This window comes from Pseudomonas alkylphenolica (assembly GCF_004025535.1).
GTDB lineage: Bacteria > Pseudomonadota > Gammaproteobacteria > Pseudomonadales > Pseudomonadaceae > Aquipseudomonas > Aquipseudomonas alkylphenolica_A.
The window spans coordinates 304,215-326,998 of record NZ_QJRG01000048.1; the positions used below are offsets into that span (position 1 = coordinate 304,215).

General features: G+C 63.2%; 8 protein-coding genes. 5 read left to right on the forward strand and 3 right to left on the reverse strand.

Annotated elements, in window-relative coordinates; genetic code table 11:
* Positions 1–135: 135 nt before the first annotated feature.
* Both aspT and DM813_RS22065 read right to left on the reverse strand, forming a co-directional pair.
* Positions 136–1,821, reverse strand: coding sequence for an aspartate-alanine antiporter (gene aspT, locus DM813_RS22060; RefSeq protein ID WP_128325522.1), 1,686 nt, complete (start codon positions 1,819–1,821; stop codon positions 136–138).
* Positions 1,818–3,458: a mechanosensitive ion channel family protein gene (locus DM813_RS22065; protein ID WP_128325523.1), complete on the reverse strand. Its 1,641-nt coding sequence runs from the start codon at positions 3,456–3,458 to the stop codon at positions 1,818–1,820. The genes aspT and DM813_RS22065 overlap by 4 nt, the downstream gene beginning before the upstream one ends.
* 352 nt (positions 3,459–3,810) lie before the next feature.
* On the opposite strand from DM813_RS22065, the gene DM813_RS22070 reads away from it, so the two are divergent.
* The 5 genes from DM813_RS22070 to DM813_RS22090 are packed head-to-tail and all read left to right on the forward strand — an operon-like array spanning position 3,811 to position 21,030.
* Complete coding sequence (locus DM813_RS22070; protein WP_128325524.1) at positions 3,811–15,294, forward strand: VCBS domain-containing protein; 11,484 nt, start codon at positions 3,811–3,813, stop codon at positions 15,292–15,294.
* Positions 15,295–15,314: 20 nt separating this feature from the next.
* On the forward strand, positions 15,315–16,847 hold the full coding sequence (locus tag DM813_RS22075; RefSeq protein WP_128325525.1) for a TolC family protein: 1,533 nt from the start codon (positions 15,315–15,317) through the stop codon (positions 16,845–16,847).
* Positions 16,831–17,598, forward strand: coding sequence for an efflux RND transporter periplasmic adaptor subunit (locus tag DM813_RS22080; protein WP_128325526.1), 768 nt, complete (start codon positions 16,831–16,833; stop codon positions 17,596–17,598). The genes DM813_RS22075 and DM813_RS22080 overlap by 17 nt, the downstream gene beginning before the upstream one ends.
* Complete coding sequence (locus DM813_RS22085; protein WP_128325527.1) at positions 17,591–18,931, forward strand: efflux RND transporter periplasmic adaptor subunit; 1,341 nt, start codon at positions 17,591–17,593, stop codon at positions 18,929–18,931. Before DM813_RS22080 ends, DM813_RS22085 begins: the two co-directional genes overlap by 8 nt.
* Entirely contained in the window at positions 18,931–21,030 is a 2,100-nt protein-coding gene (locus DM813_RS22090) for an HlyD family efflux transporter periplasmic adaptor subunit (protein ID WP_164897286.1), read from the forward strand. The genes DM813_RS22085 and DM813_RS22090 overlap by 1 nt, the downstream gene beginning before the upstream one ends.
* A 28-nt stretch (positions 21,031–21,058) precedes the next feature.
* On the opposite strand, the gene DM813_RS22095 is transcribed toward DM813_RS22090, so the two are convergent.
* Positions 21,059–22,735 (reverse strand): LuxR C-terminal-related transcriptional regulator, encoded by a 1,677-nt coding sequence (locus DM813_RS22095; RefSeq protein ID WP_128325528.1) that lies wholly within the window; start codon positions 22,733–22,735, stop codon positions 21,059–21,061.
* Positions 22,736–22,784 lie beyond the last annotated feature (49 nt).

A 22,784-nucleotide genomic window follows, 5' to 3' on the forward strand; every position in this document is an offset into this window, starting at 1 on the left:
GATTCAACTTGCCCTTTGCCGGGCTTTTTTTAGTTCGTATTGCTACCGGCTGCGCAGTGCAGCCTAGTGCATGTTTTTGCCGCAGACTCGGCAGACATGCAAAAAAGAAATAATCCTTATCGCCAACTGTACAGTTCAACTGGCGATGTACACGATGATTGGCCCGCAAACGGCCAGTAACACATTGGAAATGGCATAACAGACCGTAAAACCAATCACTGGCGTGTTGCTCCCGGACTGCTCGATGATCTTGTTCATAGACGCCGCCTCGGTCTGCGCGCCGGCCAAGGCACCGAACAGCACCATCGGGTGCAACCGCAGCACATAACGACCGAAATACAGCGACACCAACGGCGGCAGCAAGGTCACCACCACCCCCGATATCAGCAACGCCACCCCCTCGTTCTGCATCGCGGCAATCGCCGGCGGCCCGGCCAGCAAGCCGACAACCGCGCCAAACGCAGTCAGGCCGAACTCGGAAAACGCCCACTGGGCCGCTGGCGGCAAGGCGCCGAACTCCGGGTGCCGGGAGTTGTACCAACCGATCAGCAGGGCCACCAGCAACACGCCGCCACCGACCCCGAGTTCAATGGGGATCATGCCGATGTGGGCCGAAACCATGCCCAGCAACGCGCCGAGCACCATGCCCAGGCTGTGCACGGCAATGTCGCTTTTGTAGCTGCGCTCGCGCACTCGCCCGAGTTGGGCCGCCAGCATCGTCACGCTGCTGGTGCGCCCGGTGATGGCAATCACATCACCTTTGTGCAACACGGTATTGGGCAGCAGCGGCAGCGCCAGGCCTTGGCGGGTAATGCTGTCGATAAAGCACCCCAGGCGCGAACTGCCCACCAACGCCGCCCGGATGTCATGCACGGTCTTGCCGGCAAAGGCCGTATTGGTCAGCACTATGTCGGCCGAACGGGTAGGAAACGACAGCGCCTCGGGATGATCGATCTCGGCACCCAGCCATTGACCGAGCTGGCCGACATCTTCGCGCAAGGCATAGACCCCGACGATGTCGCCCTGTTTGAGCAGCATCCCCGGGTCGCGCTCATGCACCGTTGCGTCACGCACGACCCGCTCAATGGTGATGCTGGGGTGCAGGTGCTCCAGCGCGCTGACCGTCATGCCCTGCGCCGCGCTGTCACTGAGCAGGTGAGCACGCACCACAATGCGCGTGTAGGGAATGCTGGTCATCTCTTCCTGGCTGGCAATACCCAGCTCCAGTTCCAGCTCCCTGGCCGAGGTGCGCAAGTCCACGCCAAGCAGCTTGGGGGCAATGGTGCCGACAAACACGACCAGGCCCACGGTGCCGAATACATAGGTGATGGCATAGGCAACCGCCATGTGGCTGTAGAGCTGATTCTTGGCCGCGTCGTCAAGGCCCAGCTGGGCAATGGCACTGCTGGCCGTGCCCATGATTGCAGTGTCGGTCAGCGCTCCGGCCCCCAGACCCGCCGTGAATCCTGCATCGAAATGATAAATCGCGTTCATCAGTAAAATCGCGCCCAGCGCCGTGGCGCAGAGCACCACGGAAAACAGCACCAGTTTCAGGCTGCCGCGGTTCAGGCAGCCAAAAAACTCAGGCCCGCTCTTGAAGCCGACCGCATAGATGAACAACACGAAGAACACCGATTTGAGTTCGTGAGGGACCTCCAGGCCGACCTGGCCGATGATCAACCCCATCAGCAACGCCCCGGCCACCGACCCCAGGTGAAAGCTGCCGATCTGTATGCGCCCGACCAGTACCCCCAGGCCGATGGCCAGGAATACGGCGATCTCCGGGTCGGCGCGCAGGGCATGGACGAAGAAATCGATCATGGCTCACCCCTTGTGTGCTCAGGCGCCTGTGCAGGTGCGGCGTACCATTGATCCTGAGGCACACGTTTTTCCTGCTCGGGATCGCCCAGATAGTGCGGCGACATGATCTGCACGCCGTATTCGTTGAACACATCCTGGATATTGGCATGCAGCAGGCTCAGCAGCTCGGCGCGGGGGCGCGGCTCACTTGGCACGGCCTGGGCCACCAGCCGGTATTCGGGGTAAAAGTCCGAGAGCGCGGTCTGGAACACCTGGGGCCGGGGCTTTTCCAGAATGCCGGCGGTGCGTCGGGCCGCCTCCAGCAACATCGCCTCAACCTGGCGCCAGGGCGTGTCGTAGCCGATGGTGACCACGGTATCGACCACATACCCTGCCCCCTGCACCACTCGCGAGTAATTCTTCGTCACCGCCCCGGTAATCATCGAATTGGGAATGGTCAGTACTTCTCCCAGCCCCGTGCGGATACTGGTGGTGAACATGCCCAGTTCGGTCACGGTGCCTTCATGCTCGCCAATGCGCACGAACTCGCCTGGGCGCAGCGTCCGGGTGTAGGTCAGAATCAGCCCCGCCGCTGCCTGCCCGACCACGCTCGAGGCGCCCAGCGAGATCATCAGGCCGATCAGTACCGACAAGCCCTTGAACGCTTCGGTACCCGCTCCTGGCAGGTAGGGATAGGCCATCGCCAGGGCAAATAGCCAGATCGCCAGAGAGGTTAACCGGGTGGTGGGTTGCAGCGTTTCGTCGTTGAGCCAGCTGATGGTGCCGGGCCGGGCCAGGCGATCCAGCACCCGCTTGCTGAAGGCGCTGATGCCACGGGCAATGAAAAATATCATCAAGGCAATCGCCAGCCCCGGAATGGCGCTGACGATCGCATCGAGCAGGTAGCTCACCAGGTTGAGCAGGTAATGATCGAGGCTTTCGCCCCACGGCCGGGTGTAGGGAAAGCGTTGCAGCACGAACGTCAGCCATTCGTAGGTCAGCAGCGCCACCACCGACCAGTACAGCAATGCCAGCAGACGGCGGATCAAGGGGTACAGGTTGCTCGTGTCGAGCAAGGGGGTCTCGCCGACCTTGAGTACATCATGATGGCGGCGGATCTTCTTCGGCAGCCACGACAGCAGCTTGCGATGCACGTAGGCAGCCAGTCGAAGCAAGCCCAGATACAGCAAGGTCGCGACCAGGCTGAAGCCACCGGCAATCAGCAAAAAACGTACGCTGCGCGCCTGTTGCGACTCCTCTACCACTTGCTCGAGGCGTTTTGCCGCCTGTACAGCGGTCTCGGCAACGCTCACGTCCGGATCGGTGTCCTGGGGGGTGACAATGAATGCGCGCCGCCCGCCCAGCAGCACCAGGTAGGTGTTCTGGATCGTGTCGAGGTGCACCTTGAGCTCTTCGGTTCCCGCGAGCATCTCGTTGATCACCGTTCGCGCCCGTTGCACCCGTGCCTCGGGGGCTTCACCCAGCCAGGTAGCACGAAAGGTCATGATGCTGCGGTTGGCGACTTTCAATTCGACCGCCGGGCCCGTCACTACCGCTCCGTCATGCGGGTCTGCTTGCGCCGCGACGGCAGGGATGTAAACAACCGACCATAACAGCGCAAACACACCCAGACACCCGCGTTGTACCCAACTCCCCATAGCCTTTGCTCCAGCCAGATTCCTTTGCCACCCGGATGAACGGCATGGTCAGGATAGTCGTCGTTTTGTCCTTGTACCTGTCTGGTTGGCAATCACTTCAACCCACTCAAATGGATGACTGCCAAATAGGCAACGCGCCCTTGTAGTACGCGTCTGTCAGCCGATTCATACGAAGTAAAAAAAACCGTCTAGGCTCTCTATGTTGCGAATGATTCGACAGTGCGGATTCCCATATCTGGCCGCTGTCAAGAGACAGGAATACCAGGCCAGGGAACAAGCAGCCGTCGCTATTACAGAACGGTTACAGGGCTCAAAGCGGTCCTTCAATGGAGCTTTGTGCGATGAGGTGGACATGACGACCCGGATCCAACTAGCAGTTCCAGCAGCGTTCAGGCCCCAACGTCAGGCGTTGGCGCTGGAACCACGCATTCTGTTTGACGGCGCAGCGGCTACGGCTGCGGCAGATCAGCAGCATCAGGACAACGGCGATGCCGGTAAAGCCGACACCGCCCATGCCACGCCGACCGATGCCCGCAGCGAACCGGGCCAGCAGCCATCAGCGGCGCGCCACCTGCTGGTGCTCGACAGCCGTATTGAGGGCCGCGAACAGCTCACCGCCAACTTGCCCGACAATGTCGACGTGCTGGTGGTGGAAGCCAACCAGGATGGCCTGGCGGCGATTTCCAGCGCCTTGGCCAAACTGGGCCAGGTCGACTCGATTCAAATCCTGTCCCACGGTGCCTCCGGCGAGTTCACCCTCGGCAAGACCACCCTGACCTCCGGCAATATCGACCAATACGCCCAGCCCCTGAGCCAGTGGAGCCAGTCGTTAAGCGAAGGTGCGGATATTCAGCTGTATGGCTGCAAAGTCGGCGAAGGCAAGGACGGCCGCACCCTGGTCGACGAACTGGCACGCTGGACCGGTGCCGATGTCGGCGCCTCCGATGACAATACCGGCAGCACCCGCGCCGGGGGCGACTGGAACCTGGAGGTCAGCAATGGCCTGATGGACAAAGCCATTGTCCTGTCCAGCACCGCAATGGCCGGCTACGACCGCCTGCTGGCCGCCGGCCCCACCACCGACCTGAGCGGTGGTGCCGATGTGCTGCTGGGCAACACCTTTACCTTCACCGTGACCTTCACCAACAACACCAGCGATGCTGGCTATGCGCCATTTATCGACCTGTTCTTCCCGGCCACCGGCAAGGACGGCGCAGGCGCCGAGATCGATGACGGGATTACCTTCGTTTCAGCCACCTACCTGGGCCAGTCGCTGGTCACCCATGTGCTGACCTTCGACGCCAATGGCCAGGCCAGCCACCCGCTGGCGGTGGGCACCGATGGCAAGCCGCTGATCATCAATGCCGCCGATTTCGGCATGCGCGCGGGCGACCAGATGGTGGTCGTCGAGCTGCCGTTTGCCAGCGTCAGCCAGGGCCAGCCGGCAATCCCGGTACAAGTGACTGCGACCCTGAGCAACCTGGCCGATACCGATTTCTCGTTCACCGGCTCGACGCCGGACCTGACCGTCCGTGCCCGCAGCGGCTTCCAGTACGGCAACGACTCGCTGAACAACCCGGCCACCGACCCGAGCATCCTCGAGCCTGCCGCCAACGCCGACAGCTATGTCGTGCACCCGACAGTGATCATCCTTGATCAGGTGGTCACCACACCGGAAGGCGAGACGGCCACCGGGCCCAACTTCGAGCGCAACCTGACCTCCACCATTACCCCGGCCAATGGCCAGACCCTGACCAACGTCACCGTTACCCAGCCGGTGCCTGACGACGTCATCGTCAAGTCCATTACCCCGGGTGCGGGCGGCACCCTGAGTTCGATTACCCTTTACGACGGCCGCACCTTTACCGACCCGGCGCTGATCCAGGCGATCCTGGCCCTGAACAACGATGGCGACCTGACCAACGATGTGTACGTCGAGTCGTTCAGCGTCCTTTACCCGACACTCAATGCGGCGACCAGCACCAGCGTGCAGTTTTTCGTGCCAGACGACGACGCCAATGGTGTCCCGATACTCAACCCGGTGACCGGCGATGATGTCACCATCACCTTCGACGCGCCGACTGCATCCGGCTCCTGGGTACCGCTGGACCCCCGCGATGCCACCAGCGGCCAGATCAATTTCACCGGCCAGGGTGACGATGTCAGCTTTATCGCCAAGTCCATTACCCTGGAAAAACAGGTCGTCGTCAGCGTTGATGTCGGCACCGCCGGAATCAGCCCCGGCGATACCCTCACCTACAACCTGAACATCGCCATTTCCGACTATTTCGCCTTCGGCCGGACTTTTTTCGGCCAAGGCAGTTTCGTGATTGCCGACCAACTGAGCGATGGCCAGAAACTGGTGCCCGGCACTGCCACTTTGACCCTGCAGATCAATGGCATTTCCGAAACCATCACCCTGGTTACCACCACAGTGGTCAATGCCGATGGCAGCACCTCGATGGTCTTCGACATTGCCCAGTCGTTGAATGATGCCTTCCTGTTTACCCAGTGGCTCAACGGTGACCTGGCCTTCGACAGTACGCTGCAGGGCGCCACCCTGGCGGTGATCAGTTATCAGGCGCAGATCGGCCAGAGCTACACCCCGCCCGCCGGCAATCCGCACAGCGAGATCAACGAAGGCGACCCGCTGGGCAACAACGCCACAGTGACCGCCACGGTACTGCTCGATGCCCTCAACCTGAGCGGCGACAACCAGAGCGACGGTTCCACGACCACCACCGTCATCCCGACCAGCCAGGTGCAGATCGACCTCGCCGACCTCAACGGTGGCGGTGCCCCGGCACCGGGCACCGAGCTGCGTCCTGGTGACCGCGTCACCTTCCGCTTGAGCTATGACCTGGTGACCGGTGACTACGAAAACTTCAAGCTCACCGCCTACCTGCCGTTGCCGCTGTTCGACCTTACCGGTATCAACCTCAACAGCATCTGGCGCCTGGCTACCGACAACACCAACCCCAATAGCCCGACCTCGGTGACCCTGGGCCCCGGCAACTCGATCATCTTCACCTTTGCCGACTACGTGAACCCCGGGCTCAACGGCAGTCGCGTGTCCATCGACTTCACCCTCACCGTCAGCGACCAGCCGTTTGCCGACCAGCGCGCCTTCAACGTGCTGGGTGAGTCCAGCCAGACCCGCACGCTGGACAAGAGCGTGTTGCTCACCACCGATGACGTGACCCTGATTGCATCGGTCGCCGAGCCGGTGCTGAACATCACCCACGGTGTCGTCTCCACCAACCATGGCACGGTGACCGGCACCACCGGCACCTGGGCCCTGCCCGGCACCACCGGTGTGCCTTTCAGCGGCAGTGTCACCAACATCGCGGCCGTGAACGGCGATGTCAGCGGGATCGACGCCAATGACCGCTTGCGCCTGGCCACCGCCATTGAAAACAGCGGCGGTGGCAACGCCTACGACGTCAGCACGCGCATCACCTTGCCGCCGGGACTGTCGTTCGTCGGTGGCACACTGTCTGCCGCCAACCTGCAGATTTACCGCGGTGATGGCACGCTGCTGGTCGCGGGCACCCACTACACCGTGAACAACGCCACCAATACCATCACCTTCATTGACGGGCCCGGTGTCGGCGCCCTGCTGGCCGGTCGCCCGGGCAGTGCGGCAGACAACAGTGGCGCCAACGTGGTGGTGATTACCTATGAGGTAAACGTCAACGCCACCATCGCCGCCAGCTCTACCCTGCAAACCACAGGGCAGTTGCTCGGCTACGCCAGTGTCGAAGGCGGACAGAACTTCCTCGGCGCGACACCGTTGAGCGACATCGCCGGCCAGCAGGTAGCCGCGCCGACCATCAGCAAGAATTACGCTGGCGGCAGCCTCGACGAAAGCGACTCGAGTGCCAGCCATACCACCGGCTCGAACCTGGTCGTGGGCGAAAGCATGCTCTACGACATCGTCGTCACCCTGCCTGAGGGCACTACGCAGAACCTGCGCATCGACGACCTGATTCCACCCGGCATGCGCCTGGACCTCAGTTTCAATGGCCAGGGCTACCAGCTGATCACCACGGCGGGCGGTTTGTTGGCGCAAAACTTTGGCGGCACCGTTACCGTTGGCAGCCTCAGCGGCTCGGGCGGTACTTTGGGCGCCGATGGCGTCGATGCGCGGTTCGTTTTTTCCGTAGCTAACACCACAGGCGACAACAACACCGCCAACAACAGCTTTGTAATCCGCCTGCGCCTGGTGGCCAGCAACGTCATTGGCAACCAGAGCGGTGGTGTGCGCCAGAACGACGCCACGCTCAACTACCGCGACCCCGACGGCAACACCCCGAACGGTGCCACTCCGATTGACCGCGACGTTGCCATGACCGGCAGCAAGCCAACCATCACCATCCAGGAGCCGACCCTGCAACTGGATCAGCAACTGGTCACTCCGCCGGGTATCGGTTTCGACCAGGGCGACCCGCTCGAATACACCATCACCATACGCAACGGCAACAGTACCAGCGACTACGACGCCTTCGACATCAACTTCAACAGCGTGCTGCCGCCCGAACTGGACCAGTTGACCCTGGTCAGCGCGATCTACACCGTCAACGGCGTCTCCACCGATATCACCGCCCGTTTCAGCCTCGATGCCAACGGCCGCACGCTGGTCAACGTCGCTGACGTCGATATCGCCAAGGGTGGCACCCTGGTGCTGCGCATTACCGGCACGGTCAATGCCAGCGGTGCCTCGGTGGCCGCCTTCGACAACCTGGCCGAAGTGCGCTGGACCAGCCTCAATGGCACCAGCAACACCACGGCCGACCCGGCGGGTGAACGTACCGGCCAGCAAGGGTTGCTCAACAGCGGTGTCGTCGACGACTACCGCCGCGACAGCATCCTGATCATCCCGGTGGCCCAGGGTATCAAGCTCTCGCGGGTGGGCGGGCTGTCCGACACCACTGCGCCCAATCCGACCAACGCCCTGCAAGAGACCGTTGCAGTGGGCGAAGTGATTCGCTATCGCGCCGTAGTGTTGGTGCCTGAGGGCAACAACCCCAATTACCAACTGGTCATCACCCTTGGGCGCGGCTTGACGCTGGCTGATCTGACCAGCCTGCGCATTGGTTTCATTTCCGATGGTGGCCTGGTCACCGACCTGACCGACCTGATCACCGGTGGCACCTTGCAGATACTGGGCAATGAAAACAGCCCCGAGGCGCAGTTTATCAACGCCGATCTGTCTGGCGCCGGGCCGACCGGTGTGCTCAATTCGAAGTATGTATCGATCACCACCGATGGCAATGGCAACCAGGTGGTCACCCTCAACCTCGGCAATCTGGTCAACGGCGCCCATGGCACGGGCGACGACGGCAACGACGACGACCTCGAAGGCGTGGTACTGGAATTTGGTGCGCGGGTGGCCAACACCCTCGAGAATCAGGCCGGCGTGGTGCTCGGCGCCACTGTCCAGGATGTGGTCAACAACAACCTGCGGGCAACCAGCCTTACCTTGACCGAACGCATCGTCGAAGCCGGCTTTACCGGTTTGAACAAGCAGGTCACCGATTTCATTCCCAACCCCGGTACCGCCCTGGGCAACGCCACCGTCTCGGTCAGCTTCACCGCCAGCGGCGGTCTGCCGGCGTATGACGTCCACCTGACGGATGGCTTTCCCACCGGCAGCAACTACAACCTGGTCAGCATCACCATCGGCGGTACCACCTTCGGTCCGGGCAACCTGCCTGCCGGGGTGACCTTCAGCACCACCGGCGGGCTGACCGTCGACATCACCCGTATCGACATCGGTACCCGCGTGAGTGTGGTGTATACCGTCGATGTGCCTAATGGCACGGCTATCGCCAACAGTGACGCCAACCTGAGCTGGAGCAGCCTGCCGGAAACCTTCACCACCTGGGGCGGCTCAGCAGTTGGCGCCGACGGCACCGCAGCCGGCGAGCGTACCGGCGCCGACGGCCCCGGCCCGGACGCCACGGTGCTCAACAACTATGTGCTGCGCGAAGGCGCCGGCCTGGGCATCATCAGCGGTACCTTGTGGAACGACACCGGCACTGCAGCGGCCTTGCCCAACGATGCCAACCCGGATGCCGACCCGGTCCCCGGCACCCCGGCCTACGAACTGGCAATTCCCAACCAGACCATCAACCTGATCTGGGCCGGCCTGGATGGTGTACTGGGCAACGGTGACGACAAGACCTTCACCACCACCACCGACAGCAATGGCCGCTTCACCTTTGGCGTGCTGCCTTCGGGCCTGTACCGCCTCGATGCTCCGACCACGGTCAACAGCATTGTCCAGTTCGGCGAGCTGCGCATGCGCATCGACACCGATGGCGGCACGCTGGGCCAGGTCCAGGTGACCCTCGGCGAAGGCAGCACCGCGCAGGCCAACTCCGGCTATGTCGAACTCAACGACGCCCCGGTCAACAGCCTGCCGGGCTTCCAGAGCGGGCTTGAGGACACTCCCCTGGCCATTGGCGGCATCAGCGTCAGTGATGTCGATGCTGAACGTAACCCCAACGTCAACGGCCGTGCCATCCAGGTCACCCTGACAGTCACCCACGGCGTTCTGTCGCTGACCGGTTCGACCACCGGGGTCACGGTGACCGGTGCCGGCACCACCACCCTGGTGCTGGTCGGCCGCCTTGCCGACATCAACGCAACCCTGGCCGGCCTGAGCTACCTGGGCAACCTGAACTTCAACGGCAACGACTTCCTTGAAGTGGTGACCTCGGACCTGGGCAACTACGGCGATTTCGATGGCAACGGCATCCCCGGTCAACTGAGCGACGCGCGCACCGACCGCGACTTCCTGGTGATCAACCTCGCCCCGGTCAACGATGCACCGGTAGCCGTCAACGACAACGCCTCGGCGACCGAGGCCGGGGGTACCAACAACCGTGTGCCGGGCGTGGACCCGCGCGGCAACCTGCTGGACAACGACACCGATGTCGACATCGCTACCAACGGTGATGTGCTCAATGTCATTTCAGTCACCTCTCCACTGGGTCAAACACTGTCGCTGCCCAACATCGGGGCGATAGAGATCGCCGGCCGCTATGGCAAGCTGGTGCTCTCCGCCAACGGCGCCTATCAGTACATCATCGACAACAACAATGCCGAGGTTCAGGCCCTGCGCCTGGCCGGTGACCAGTTGACCGAAGTCTTCAGCTACAGGATCTCCGACATTGGCCTGGGGGGCGCACCCCTGCAGTCCGGTGCCACGTTGACCGTGGTCATCCACGGTGCCAACGACGCCCCGGTCGGGGTGAATGACGTGGGCACAGCCATTGAAAAAGGTGGCGTCAACAACACGGGTGTCGGCAAACCCAACGACACGCCGCCGCCAGGTTTCCCGGTCGCTGGCAGCAATGCCACGGGCAACGTGCTGAGCAACGACAACGACGTCGACGGTGGCGTCGGCGACCCGATCAACTACGGCGAAACCATGTCGGTGACCGGTGTGCGGCCGTTGCGCGAAGCGGTGCCGGGCGCCCTGACCAACGTGCCGGCGGGCGGTAGCGTGAGTATCAACGGCACTTACGGTGTGCTGACCATCGGCGCCAACGGCGCCTACACCTACGTCATCAATGAAAACAATACGGCCGTGCAGCGCCTGGGCCCCAATGACACCCTGACCGAGTTTTTCAGCTACCAGGTCACCGATGCCCTGGGCCTCAATGACCTGGCCGAACTGCGCATCACCATTGTCGGCAACTACGACAACCCGGTGGCTAGCGACGATCAGGCCACCGCACAAGCGGGCATCAACAACAATACCGGCGAAAGTAACCCGGTCGGCAACGTCATCCTGTTCCCCAGCCGGCCAGGCACCATCGACCAACCCGGTGGCAATGGCGTCGACCTGGACGTCGACCGCGCCGACCGGCCGAGCACCGTGCTGCAGGTCAACGGCATCCGCAACGGCCCGGAACTCGCGGGCGGCGCACTGACGGCGGTGGCCGGTGGTGCGGTAACCATCGCCGCGACCTTCGCCCAGACCGACGCCGGTGTCCCTGTGACCAGCGTCCAGGACTTCGGCACCCTGACCATCAACCCCGACGGCTCCTTCAGCTTTGACGTCAACAGCGTGAACGACGCCATCATTGCCCTGCCCCGTGGTGCGTCGTTCAATGTGATCTTTACCTACCAGATCGTCGACTCGGCAGGGCTGACCGATACGGCGCAACTGGTCATCGTGATCCGTGGCGCCAACAATCCGCCCCACGCCCAGGACAGCGTTTCACTGGCCACCGAAGCAGGCGGTGTCGCCAACCAGACGCCCGGCCTCGATCCCGGCGTCCCCCCGGCACCAGGACGTCAGGTAGTCTTTGTCGACCCCGATGGCGACCCGGTCAGCGTTACCGCAGTGCGCACCGGCCCGGAAGGCGGTACCGGTACCGCAGGCGTGGTGGGCACAGCGCTCAATGGCCAATATGGCGCATTGACCATCAACGCCGATGGCACCTTCAGCTACCGGGTCGACAACAACAACCTGGAAGTGCAAGCCCTGCGCGGCATTGATGACCTGCTGATCGAAGTCTTCACCTACACCGTCACCGACAGCGATGGCGAGTCGGACACTGCCCAGGTGGTCATCATCATTCGCGGCCAGAACGACAACCCGATCGGTGTCAATGACACTGCAACCGCGGTGGAAGCCGGCGGCGTGAACAACAACAGCGGCGGCCTCAACCCCCGGGGTAACGTGCTGACCAATGATACCGATGTGGATGGCGGGGTCGGCGACCCGATCGACTATGGCGAAACCAAGGCCGTTGCGTCGGTACGCACCGGCGCGACCGAGGGTGCCGGTACCGCCGGTACCCTGGGCAGCGAGCTGCGCGGTACCTATGGCTGGCTGACGCTGAATGCCGATGGCAGCTACAGCTACCGCCTGGACAACAGCATGGCAGACGTACAGGCCCTGCGTCCGGGCAACACCCTGGTCGAGACGTTCAACTACAGCGTGATCGACGCCGCCGGTGCCACCGACATCGCCCTGCTGACCATCACCATCCAGGGCACCAACGACGCCCCGGTAGCCGTCAACGACAACGCCCTCGCGGTAGAGGCCGGTGGTTTGAACAACACCAGCCCCGGTTTCAACCCCAGCGGCAACGTGCTGAGCAACGACATCGACGTCGACCGCTTTGGCGAAACCCTGACCGTGGTGGCCGTCCGTCAAGGGCCGAGTGCCGGCACCGTCGGCAGCAGCTTTGCCGGCCAGTACGGCAGCCTGATCCTCAACGCCGACGGCAGTTACACCTACCTGGTCGACAACAACAACCCGCTGGTACAAGCCCTGCGCACAGCGACCAATACCCTCAGCGAGTCCTTCACCTACACCATACGCGACCTCTCCGGCGCACTCAGCGCGGCCAACCTGACCATCACCATCCAGGGGCGCAATGACAACCCGCTGGCGGTGGACGATACCGCGACAGCGGTGGAAGCTGGCGGCACCAACAACGGCACCCCTGGGGTCGACCCCACAGGTAACCTGGTGGCCAATGACCGCGATGTCGATGCCGGTGACGGGAAATTCGTCAACGGTATCCGTACCGGCAGCGAGGCGGCGGGTGGCGCTTTCACCACCGTCGGCATCAGCCAGGCAATCCAGGGCACCTATGGCACCCTGACCGTATTTGCCAACGGCGACTACCGCTACCAGGTCGACAACACCCTGGCCGCCGTGCAGGCGCTCAAGCCCGGCGATACCTTGCAGGAGGTGTTCAGCTACCGCATGCGCGACATTGCAGGCGCCGAGGACGTCGCCCAGCTGACCGTGACCATTCAGGGTGCCTGGGACGCACCGGTGGCCCGTGACAACATCAACATCGCCGTGGCCGACAACGGCGATGGCCTGACCCTCAACCCCAGCGGCAACGTGCTGCCCAACGACAGCGACATCGACCAGGGCGACCGCCTCACCGTCACCGGTATTCGTACCGGCCCTGAAGCGGGTACTGGCGTTGCCGGTACCATCGGTAACGTGCTGATCGGTCAGTACGGCACCCTGGTGATCAATGCCGATGGCAGCTACACCTACACCGTCGACAGCACCAACCCGGACGTCGAAGCCCTGGCCTTGCTGCAAACGCTGGTGGACCACTTCACTTACGAAGTCACCGACCTCGGCGGGCTGACTGACCTGGCGCAACTGTCGATCATCGTCATCGGCCGCAACGATCCGCCTGATGGCATCGATGATGCCGCCACGGCCATTGAGGCCGGCGGCCTGAACAACGGCACTCCAGGCTTCAACCCCAGTGGCAATGTGCTGGGCAACGACACTGATTTCGAAAGTGATCCGCTGACGGTGACGACGATCCGCACGGGCAGCGAAACCGGCACCGGCACAGCTGGCACACTGGGCACTACCCTGCGTGGTCTGTATGGCGACCTGGTGATGAACGCCGACGGCAGCTGGACCTATACCGTCGACAACAGCCTGGCCGCGGTTCAGGCCCTGCGCACCAGCGGCCAGGTCCTGGTGGACGTCTTTACCTACACGGTGATGGACGTGCACCTGGCCGACGACACCGCCCAACTGACCATCACCATCGACGGTCGCAACGACACGCCGATTGCCGTGGATGACGACACCATAGCCATCGAAGCCGGTGGCGTGGGCAACAACCAACCGGGCCTGGACCCGACCGGCAACGTACTGGACAACGACACCGACGTTGACAGCCCGGCCCTGGGCGAAACCCGTCAGGTGCTGTCGGTCACCAGCGAAACCGGCAATGCCGCACTCGCCGGGCAGGTGCTGGCGGGCCGGTATGGCCAACTGATCCTTAATGCCGACGGCAGTTACCAGTACCTGCTCGACAATAGCAACCCGACGGTGCAGGCCTTGCGCACCGCAGGCGAGACCCTGCGCGAGGTGTTCACGTACCGCATGCGCGACACCGCCGGGGCGGAATCCGAAGCGCGGCTCAATGTGCTCATTCAAGGTGCCAACGACAGTCCGGTTGCGCGTGACGACAGCAACGTTGCCAGCGATCAGGTGACCGCGCCTCAGGCCTCCGGCAATGTGCTGCCCAACGACAGCGATGTCGACGGTGGCGAACAGTTGATTGTCAGCGGCATCCGCATCGGTGCGGAAAGCGGCAGCGGCACCAGCGGTGTCATCGGCCAGCCGCTGGCCGGACGCTACGGCACCCTTGTGATCAATGCCGATGGCAGCTACACCTACAGCATCGACCTGACCAATCCCGAGGTGCTGGCCGCTGCAGGTCTGGGACAAGTCCTCAAGGACGTGTTCACCTACACCCTCAGCGACCGCCTCGGCGCCACGGACCTTGCCCAGTTGACCATCACCCTGGACATCACCGCCCCCTTCATCCCTGCCCCGGCCGGCCCGTTCTTCGACCGCGATGCGATCGATCCGTTTCGCAACCTGCCGCTGCCTGATGTCCAGCCGGTGGTGTTCGTCGGGCCGGTGGTCGAACGCCAGGAGCGTTTGCTGGAGCTGTCCGGCTGGACGGCCGACGGCAGCAACCTGAGCTACGGTCGGGTGCCGGAGATCCTCAGTGAAACCCTGAACGAGCGGCTTGGCCTGATACCCGGCCAGTTTGTCGCCGGCGCGGTGCGTGTCAGCCGCCAGGCCAGCGAAAACGACCTGGCGTGGATTCTCGGGCGCCAGTCACGCATCAACCTCAGCGCCGACGGCTTGTTGCCCGACCCGTCGGTGTTTGCCACCGACGCCGAGCACATGACCCAGGGCGATGCCCAGTTACCACCGCCTTCCGAGGCACGCACCGCACCCGGTTTCCGCGCGCAATTGCGTGAAGCGGCCGAGCGCCTGCGGGCCATGGACACCCGTACAAGAGAATAAGCCAGGAACAAGGACAGACCATGCCAAGACTGCCACACACGTTATTGAGTACAGCCATCGCTTCCACTTTATTGCTGGCCGCCTGCTCTGCGACCAAACCGGTCGAGTACACCGAGGAAGAAGCCCGGCAGCGGATTCTTCGCGACCAGGCGCAGATGTATGAAAACCAAGAGCCCGTGACCACGCCCATCACCTTCTATGAAGCCGCTGCACGGGCCCTGAAATACAACCTGGATTACCGCCTGAAATTGATGGAAAGCGCGCTGGCCAGCGACCTGCGTGACGTCTCCAGCCATGAGATGCTGCCGCGTCTGGTGGCTTCGGCCGGGTATGCCGGGCGCAACAACGACTCCGGTGGCACCTCGATCGGTATCGAAGACCGCGAGCAAAGCTTGCGCGCGTCGACCTCCGAAGAGCGTTATCGTCAACTCTATGGACTGGGGCTGAGCTGGAGCCTGCTGGATTTCGGCGTGGCCTATTACCGCACCCAGCAGAAAAGCGACCAGATCCTGATGGCCGAGGAGCGTCGGCGCAAAGTGGCGCAGAACGTCCTGCAGGACGTACGCAATGCCTATTGGCGCGCCCTCAGCGCACAGCGCCTGATGCCTCAGGTCGACCGCTTGCTGGTGCGCACCAACCAGGCCTTGCTCTCGGCGCGCCAGGCCGAAACCCAGGGCCTGCTGCCGCGTCAGGAAGTACTGGCGTATCAGCGCGCCCTGCTCGACTCCATTTACCTGCTGACCGTACGCCGCCAGGACCTTGAGTTCGCCCGGGCCGAACTGTCGGCGCTGATGTCGTTGCCGCCGGGCTCACGCCTGATCCTCGCCGACCAGGTGGAGCCGACGCTGCCGTCGATGTCCCAGGACATCGACAAGCTTGAACAGTTGTCGCTGCAGAACCGTCCGGAAATCATGGAAGAGTGGTACCGCAAGCGCGTCAACGAAAACGACCTGAAGATCGCCAAGGCGCAACTGTGGCCCAACGTGATCCTCGACTTTGGCTACAAGTACGACTCCAACAAGTACCTCTACAACAACGACTGGACCGAAACCGGCGTGCAAGTGTCGATGAACCTCTTGCGCCTGCTGCAGTTGCCGTCGATCAACAGCGCTGCCGAGTCGCAAACCAAGACCGATGACATGCGCCGGGTGGCGCTGTCGATGGCCATCCTTACCCAGGTACGGGTCGGCACCCTGCGCTACCAACTGGCCCGCCAGGAAGTGGAGTTCGCCGATCAGAGCCTGCAGGTCGATCAGAGCCTGCTCAGCTACGCTGAAAAAGCCCGTAGTACCTCCTATGGCTCCGAGCTTGAGGTGATCCGCGCCGAAGGCCGTTACCTGCTTTCGCGTTACCAGCGCGAAGCCGCCTACTCCAGTGCCCAGGCGGCCTGGGGACGGTTGTACAACTCGGTGGGCCTGGATACGTTGCCCAAGGAAATCGAAAAACACGACATCAAGACATTAGCCCGAGAAATCCAGCGGACCCTGGATGATCAAGAACGCGCCAATCTTCTCGTTAGCACGCAAGGAACGCCGAATGTCATACAGCCCTGAGCGCAGTTTGCTCGCAGTGATACTGTCCCTGATCCTCACCCCGGCGCTGGCCGATGATACCCAGCCAGCCCTGGCTACCACCGAACCCAGCACGATTCGCGTGCTGTTGGTGGCCAGCCTGGAAACCACGTTGTCCAGCCAGATGGCGGGCACCCTTGGCGAGTTCAAGGCGGCGCTCGGCCAGACGGTGGCCAAGGACGCCGTGCTGGCGCGCTTCGATTGTGCCGAGGCCCAGGCTCGTGCCCGGGTCGCGGCAGCCGAACTGACCATGGCGCGGCAGAACCTGGATGCCAAGCGCAACTTGCGCAAACTCGATGCTGTCGGTGACCTGGAAGTTTCGGTGGCCAACACCGAAGTGCAGAAGGCCGACGGCGCACGCGCCCTGGCACAGGCCCAGAGCGGTTACTGCGTGGTACAGGCGCCCTTTGCCGGGCGCGTTGCCAAGGTGCATGCCAAACCCTTCCAGACGGTACCGGCTGGCACCCCGCTGTTCGATCTGGTCAGTGACGGTGCGTTGAAGGTCCGCCTCAATGTGCCGTCCAGCCTGCTGCCCAAGCTCAAAAAGGATCAGGCCCTGGAAGTCGAGATCCTCGAGACCGGCAAGGCGTACCCGGCCCACGTCAGTGCGATAAACGCGCGGGTCGACGCTGTGGCGCAGACCGTAGAGCTGGAGGCGCGCCTGGACGCGGCGCATCCGGAGCTGATCGCCGGCATGAGCGGTACCGCACGGTTCCCTGACAACAATGAGTGAGCCATTACCGCACCCGCAGTTGCTGTTGGCCATTGCAGCCCTGCGCGACCGAGCCCTGGCCGCCGATTCACTCAATGCGTTGGGTTTCTCCATCGCCAACGACCCCTACCCCTTGCTGCAGTATCACCAGGCGCTGGTGTTCCAGCAGCAAGGCCAACACCTGGATCTGCTCTGCGTGTCAGGCCTTGCCCGCCCCAGCGAGGACTCACCTTATCTGGTCTGGCTGCAGCGCGCCGTGCGCTGGATTGCCAGTCAGCTGGAAGACGATAAGCCGCGCTGGCTGGGACGCGATGCCGTAACCCCGCCCGCGGACATCGAAGAAGGCTGGGCCGAATGGTGGCCCAAAGGCTTGTGGTGCATCCCCCTGCATGACCGTGAAGGGCAGCGCCTGGGCATGGTTGTGTTCCTGCTCGATACACCGCCGGCAGCGGCACTTGAACCGTTGTTCGACGGCCTGTGGCGCACCTGGGCGCACTGCTGGGCAGGCTTCACCCGCCAACGCCGCTTGCTGCGCTGGCGGCCCAGCAAACGCCAGTTGCTGATCGCCTTGGCGGTGGCAGTCGCCTTGCTGCTGGTGCCGGTCCGGCAGACGGCACTGGCCCCGGCCGAAATCGTCTCGCGCGAAGCGATGATCATCAGTTCGCCCATTGATGGCGTGATCGAGCGCATGCAGGTACGCCCCAACCAGCCGGTGGACAAAGACACGCTGTTGTTCAGCCTCGACGAAACCACGCTCAGAAGCCGTGCCGAAGTGCTGGGCAAAGAAGTAGCCGTCGCCGATGCAGAACTGGCCGCCGCCAGCCAGCGTGCCTTCGACAACCCGCAAAGCAAAAGCGAACTGACCCTGCTCAATGGCCGGGTGCAGCAACGTCGCGCGGAGCTTGCAGCAGTCAAGGCCCAGCTTCAGCGCACCCAGGTGCGTTCGCCACGGGCCGGTGTCGCGGTGTACAGCGACCCCAATGACTGGTTGGGCAAACCGGTATCCACCGGCGAGCGGATTCTGCTCATTGCCGAGCCACAGCAACCGGCGATGCTGATCCAGTTGCCGGTCGCCGATGCCATCGCCCTGGAACCGGGGGCCGAAGTCACCCTGTTTCTCACCGCTTACCCACTGACGCCGCTGACAGGCAAAGTGCTGGAAACCAGTTACCAGGCACGCACCAACGAAGAAGGCGTCGTGGCGTACCGCTTGCTCGCCAGCATCGAAGGGCAACCCGAGCACGCCCGCCTGGGCCTTCACGGCACCGCCCGTCTGTATGGCGAACGCGTAGTACTGGGCTATTACCTGCTGCGTCGACCGTTCGCCGCACTGCGGGCCTGGAGCGGGTTGTGATTGGCGCTAATCCGGCAGAGGTGGCATCGCAACCGCTGCGCGACGACCTGCGCCTGCTGGAAACGGCGCCCGACCGCAGCGGCGAGCCGGCCTGGGTGATTCACGACACCGTGCTCAACCGCTTTTACCGTATCGGCTGGCTGGAGTTCGAATGTTTGCTGCGCTGGGAGCGCACCCCGAACGCCATTTGCCAGGCCATTCATAGCGAAACAGCGCTACGCCCGGATGTGGAGCAAATTGTGGAGTTTCGTCAGTTTCTGGAAAACCACCAACTGTTGCGCCCTGGCCGTGAGGCCTTGGCACGCATGGCCTCGCGTAGCGAAGGCAACGCCTGGCTGAGCTGGCGCTGGTGGCTGCATCACTACCTGTTTTTTCGCGTGCCACTGCTGCGTCCGCAACAACACCTGCAAACGCTGGCGAAAAAGCTCGATTGGCTGTTCCAGCCGTTGACCGGTGTGATCGTGCTGCTGCTGGGGCTTACCGGGGTGCTGTTGGTCCTGCAGCAGTGGGATACCTTCACCACCGCCGTGGTGGAGTCGTTCTCGGCCTCGGGCCTGGTCAGCTTTGCCATCGCCCTGGCGCTGGCCAAGACCCTGCATGAGCTGGGCCATGCCCTGGTCGCCACCCGCCTGGGGCTGCGCGTGGGCCACATGGGCATTGCCTTCGTGGTGATGTGGCCGATGCTTTACACCGACACCGGCGAAAGCTGGAAGCTGCGCAGCGCCAGGCAGCGATTGGCAATTGCCTCGGCCGGTATCATCACCGAACTGGGACTGGCCGGCTTGGCTACCCTGGGCTGGGCATTGTCCGATCCGGGTCCGTTGCGTAACGCCCTGCTGTACCTGGCCACCACCAGCTGGGTACTGTCGCTGGCGCTCAATGCCAGCCCGTTCATGCGTTTTGACGGCTACTTCATCCTCTCCGACCTGCTGGACTTTCCCAACCTGCACGAACGCTCCTCTGCCCTCGCCCGGGTGACCTTGCGCCGGGTGTTGCTGGGGCTCGACGAGGACTGGCCCGAGGCGTTTCCACCGGGTAAGCGCCGGGCCCTTGTAGCGTTCGCCATGGTCACCTGGGTGTATCGCCTGGTGCTGTTCCTGGGCATTGCCGTGGCGGTGTACCTGCTGTTCTTCAAGCTGCTTGGCATCGTGCTGTTTGCCGTGGAGGTGGCCTGGTTCATCGTCATGCCGGTGTGGCGCGAGCTCAAGCACTGGTGGAAACACCGCGAAGGCATCAAGACCCGCCACCGCCATGCCTGGTGGGTCGTCGGGGCGTTGATCCTGTTGCTGCTGGCCGTGCCCTGGCGTACCCAGGTGCATGCCCTGGGTGTGGCCCGCGCCGAGCACCAGTTGCGGGTTTTCGCGCCTTATCCGTCACGTTTGCAGGCCTTGCACCCCGCTGGCCGCATCACAGCCGGGGCAGCGCTGGTCACCCTCGATGAGCCGGACATTGCCTCGCGGCTGACCAGCAGCGAAGCCAGCGTCAAAAGCTACCAGGCGCGCCTGGGCGGCTTGATGGCCGATCCCACCGGTGCCGACCAGGCCATCGCCACGCGCCAGCGCCTGGACGTTCAATTCGAGGAGGCCCGCGCAGCCCGTTCGGAGATCGCCCGCTTGACGCTGCAGGCACCCTTCGACGGGCTGTGGCTAGACCTGGACCCCGACTGGCAACCCGGTCAGTGGATCGGCAGCCGCGAGCCCATCGGTATCCTGATCGACCCCGATCACTGGCAAGTGGATGCCTATGTTGACCAGGACGAAGTACAACGCCTGGTGCTGGGTGGTGCGGTGCGCTTCTACCCCGAGGGGCAGCCGACGCCCATCAACGGTAAGGTGCTGGCCATCGGCAGCACCCGGGTCAGCCAGTTGCATCACGCCATGCTCGCCTCGCGCTTCGGTGGGCCGTTGACTGTGGCCAGTCGTGGCAAGGAGCTGCTGCCGACGCCGCCGCTGTTTCATGTACTGGTGCAACTTGAAGGCGCGCCACCTGCCCTGCGCGAAACCCGGGGCCGGTTGCAGATTGCCGGTGAACGCCGCAGTTTGCTGGGTGAGGGTTTGACCCATGTGGCGGCGGTGCTGCTGCGTGAGAGCGGGTTCTGAGGATTGCCACGGCCTTGTGAACGCAGCTTCACAAGGCCGCGGCAGACTCGAGCCCGATCAGGAACGCCGTTTCACCGTTCTCATGCACCACCCGGAAACTGCCGTCCATTGACTGGGTCAGGTTGCGGCACAGCTGCAAGGCGATACCCCGACGATGTTCGAGCGGCCGACAGAGGGTGATTGCCAGGTTCAGGCTGACTGCACCGTTCAGTTGCAGCCGTGTTGCCAGGTTGATTCGCAACGGCGCCATGGGCGCTGCTTCACTCAGGTGTTCCAGCAGACAGTCGAACAATGCGCCCAGCCGCTCACCATCGATCCAGAGCTGCCTGGCGGTGACCTCCTTGATTTCCAGCGTCGGCGCGACAAAGCCCTTGCTCAGCTGAGCGCTGAACGTGGCCAGCCGTGCCTCCAGCCACCGGGTGATATCCAGCTGCGCCGGCACCAGCGGCGGACGTTGCTGATCAAGGTTGAGCAGCCGCTGTAGCTGCGCCAGGCGCTGGGTGATGGTGCGTAGGGCGTGCTGGCCTGGCAACGGCACTTCGACTGCCGCCAAGCTGGTTTGCAGGCGCTGTAGCGGTTCAAGCAGGTCATCATGCACCACGTGGGCAAAGCCGGTCACCTCCCGGTACCTGGCCTGAGCGTGTTCGTGTGCATCACGCAGTTGACCCAGCAGAATCTGTCGATCGGTCAGGTCTTCGAAACTGCCGACCATGCCCTGTACATTGCCTTCGGCATCCCGCCAGGGCTCAATCCAGAACCGCATGAAATGCGGCTCGCCCAGGAACTCGATGTCGAGCTGGTTGGTGAATGCCTGGCCTTTTTCGAGCAACTCATCATAACGGGCCTGGTACCGTTGGCCCTCCTCGGCGGTGAACCAGAATGCATCCGTGAGACGCCCACCGAGCACACGCTCGACAGACGCGTGGTGCCACGCCAGAAAAGGCTGGTTGCACAACAGCAGGCGCCCCTCCCGATCACGCACGAACATCGGGTTGGGTGAGGCCTCGAGCATTGCCCGCATCAGGGCCTGCTGCGTCGGGTCTTGCAGGTGTTCGGCCTTCGACTCGGACTCAGCCAGCGTCGCCACGCCCGAAGAGCCAATGCCATTGCGCTGGGCAATGGTCGCCAAGGCCAGGCGCGAATCGACCTGAAGCTTTTCCTGCAAGCGGGTCTTGTAGGTACTGACGGTCTTGTAGCTGATCGACAGCTGCTCGGCGATGGCCTGATTGGAGCGCCCCTCACTGATCAACTCCAGTACGGTCAGCTCCCGAGCAGAGAGCGTATCCAGCTCTTTGCCGCCCACCGGCGTCGGCGCACGCCTGGATTCCCGGGGGAAATACTGGCGCCCGTGCACCACGGCCTGCAAGCCACGCTCAAGCTCGAGTGGTTCGTCGTGCTTGTTGACGAAGCCATCAGCCCCGGCCTGTACACACAAACGAGCGAAATGACTGCTGCTTTGCCCCGTATACACCAGCAACTGCAGTGCCGGATCGCGCAGTTTCAAGCGCCGGATCAGGTCCAGACCTCCCAGGCCTTCGATGGCCAGTTCTAGCACTACCAGTTCAGGACCATCACTGCGTGCGTGTACCAGCGCCTCCTGGCCATTCTCGACCTCAGCGACCACCTCATGCCCCAGCCGCTGCATAACCTGGGCAATAGCCTGACGCATCAACGGCAGTGGCTCGACAATCATCACCCGACTCATCACACCGCTCCTTTCGGGCCGACACGGTCCTGAACAGCAAGCCTAGACC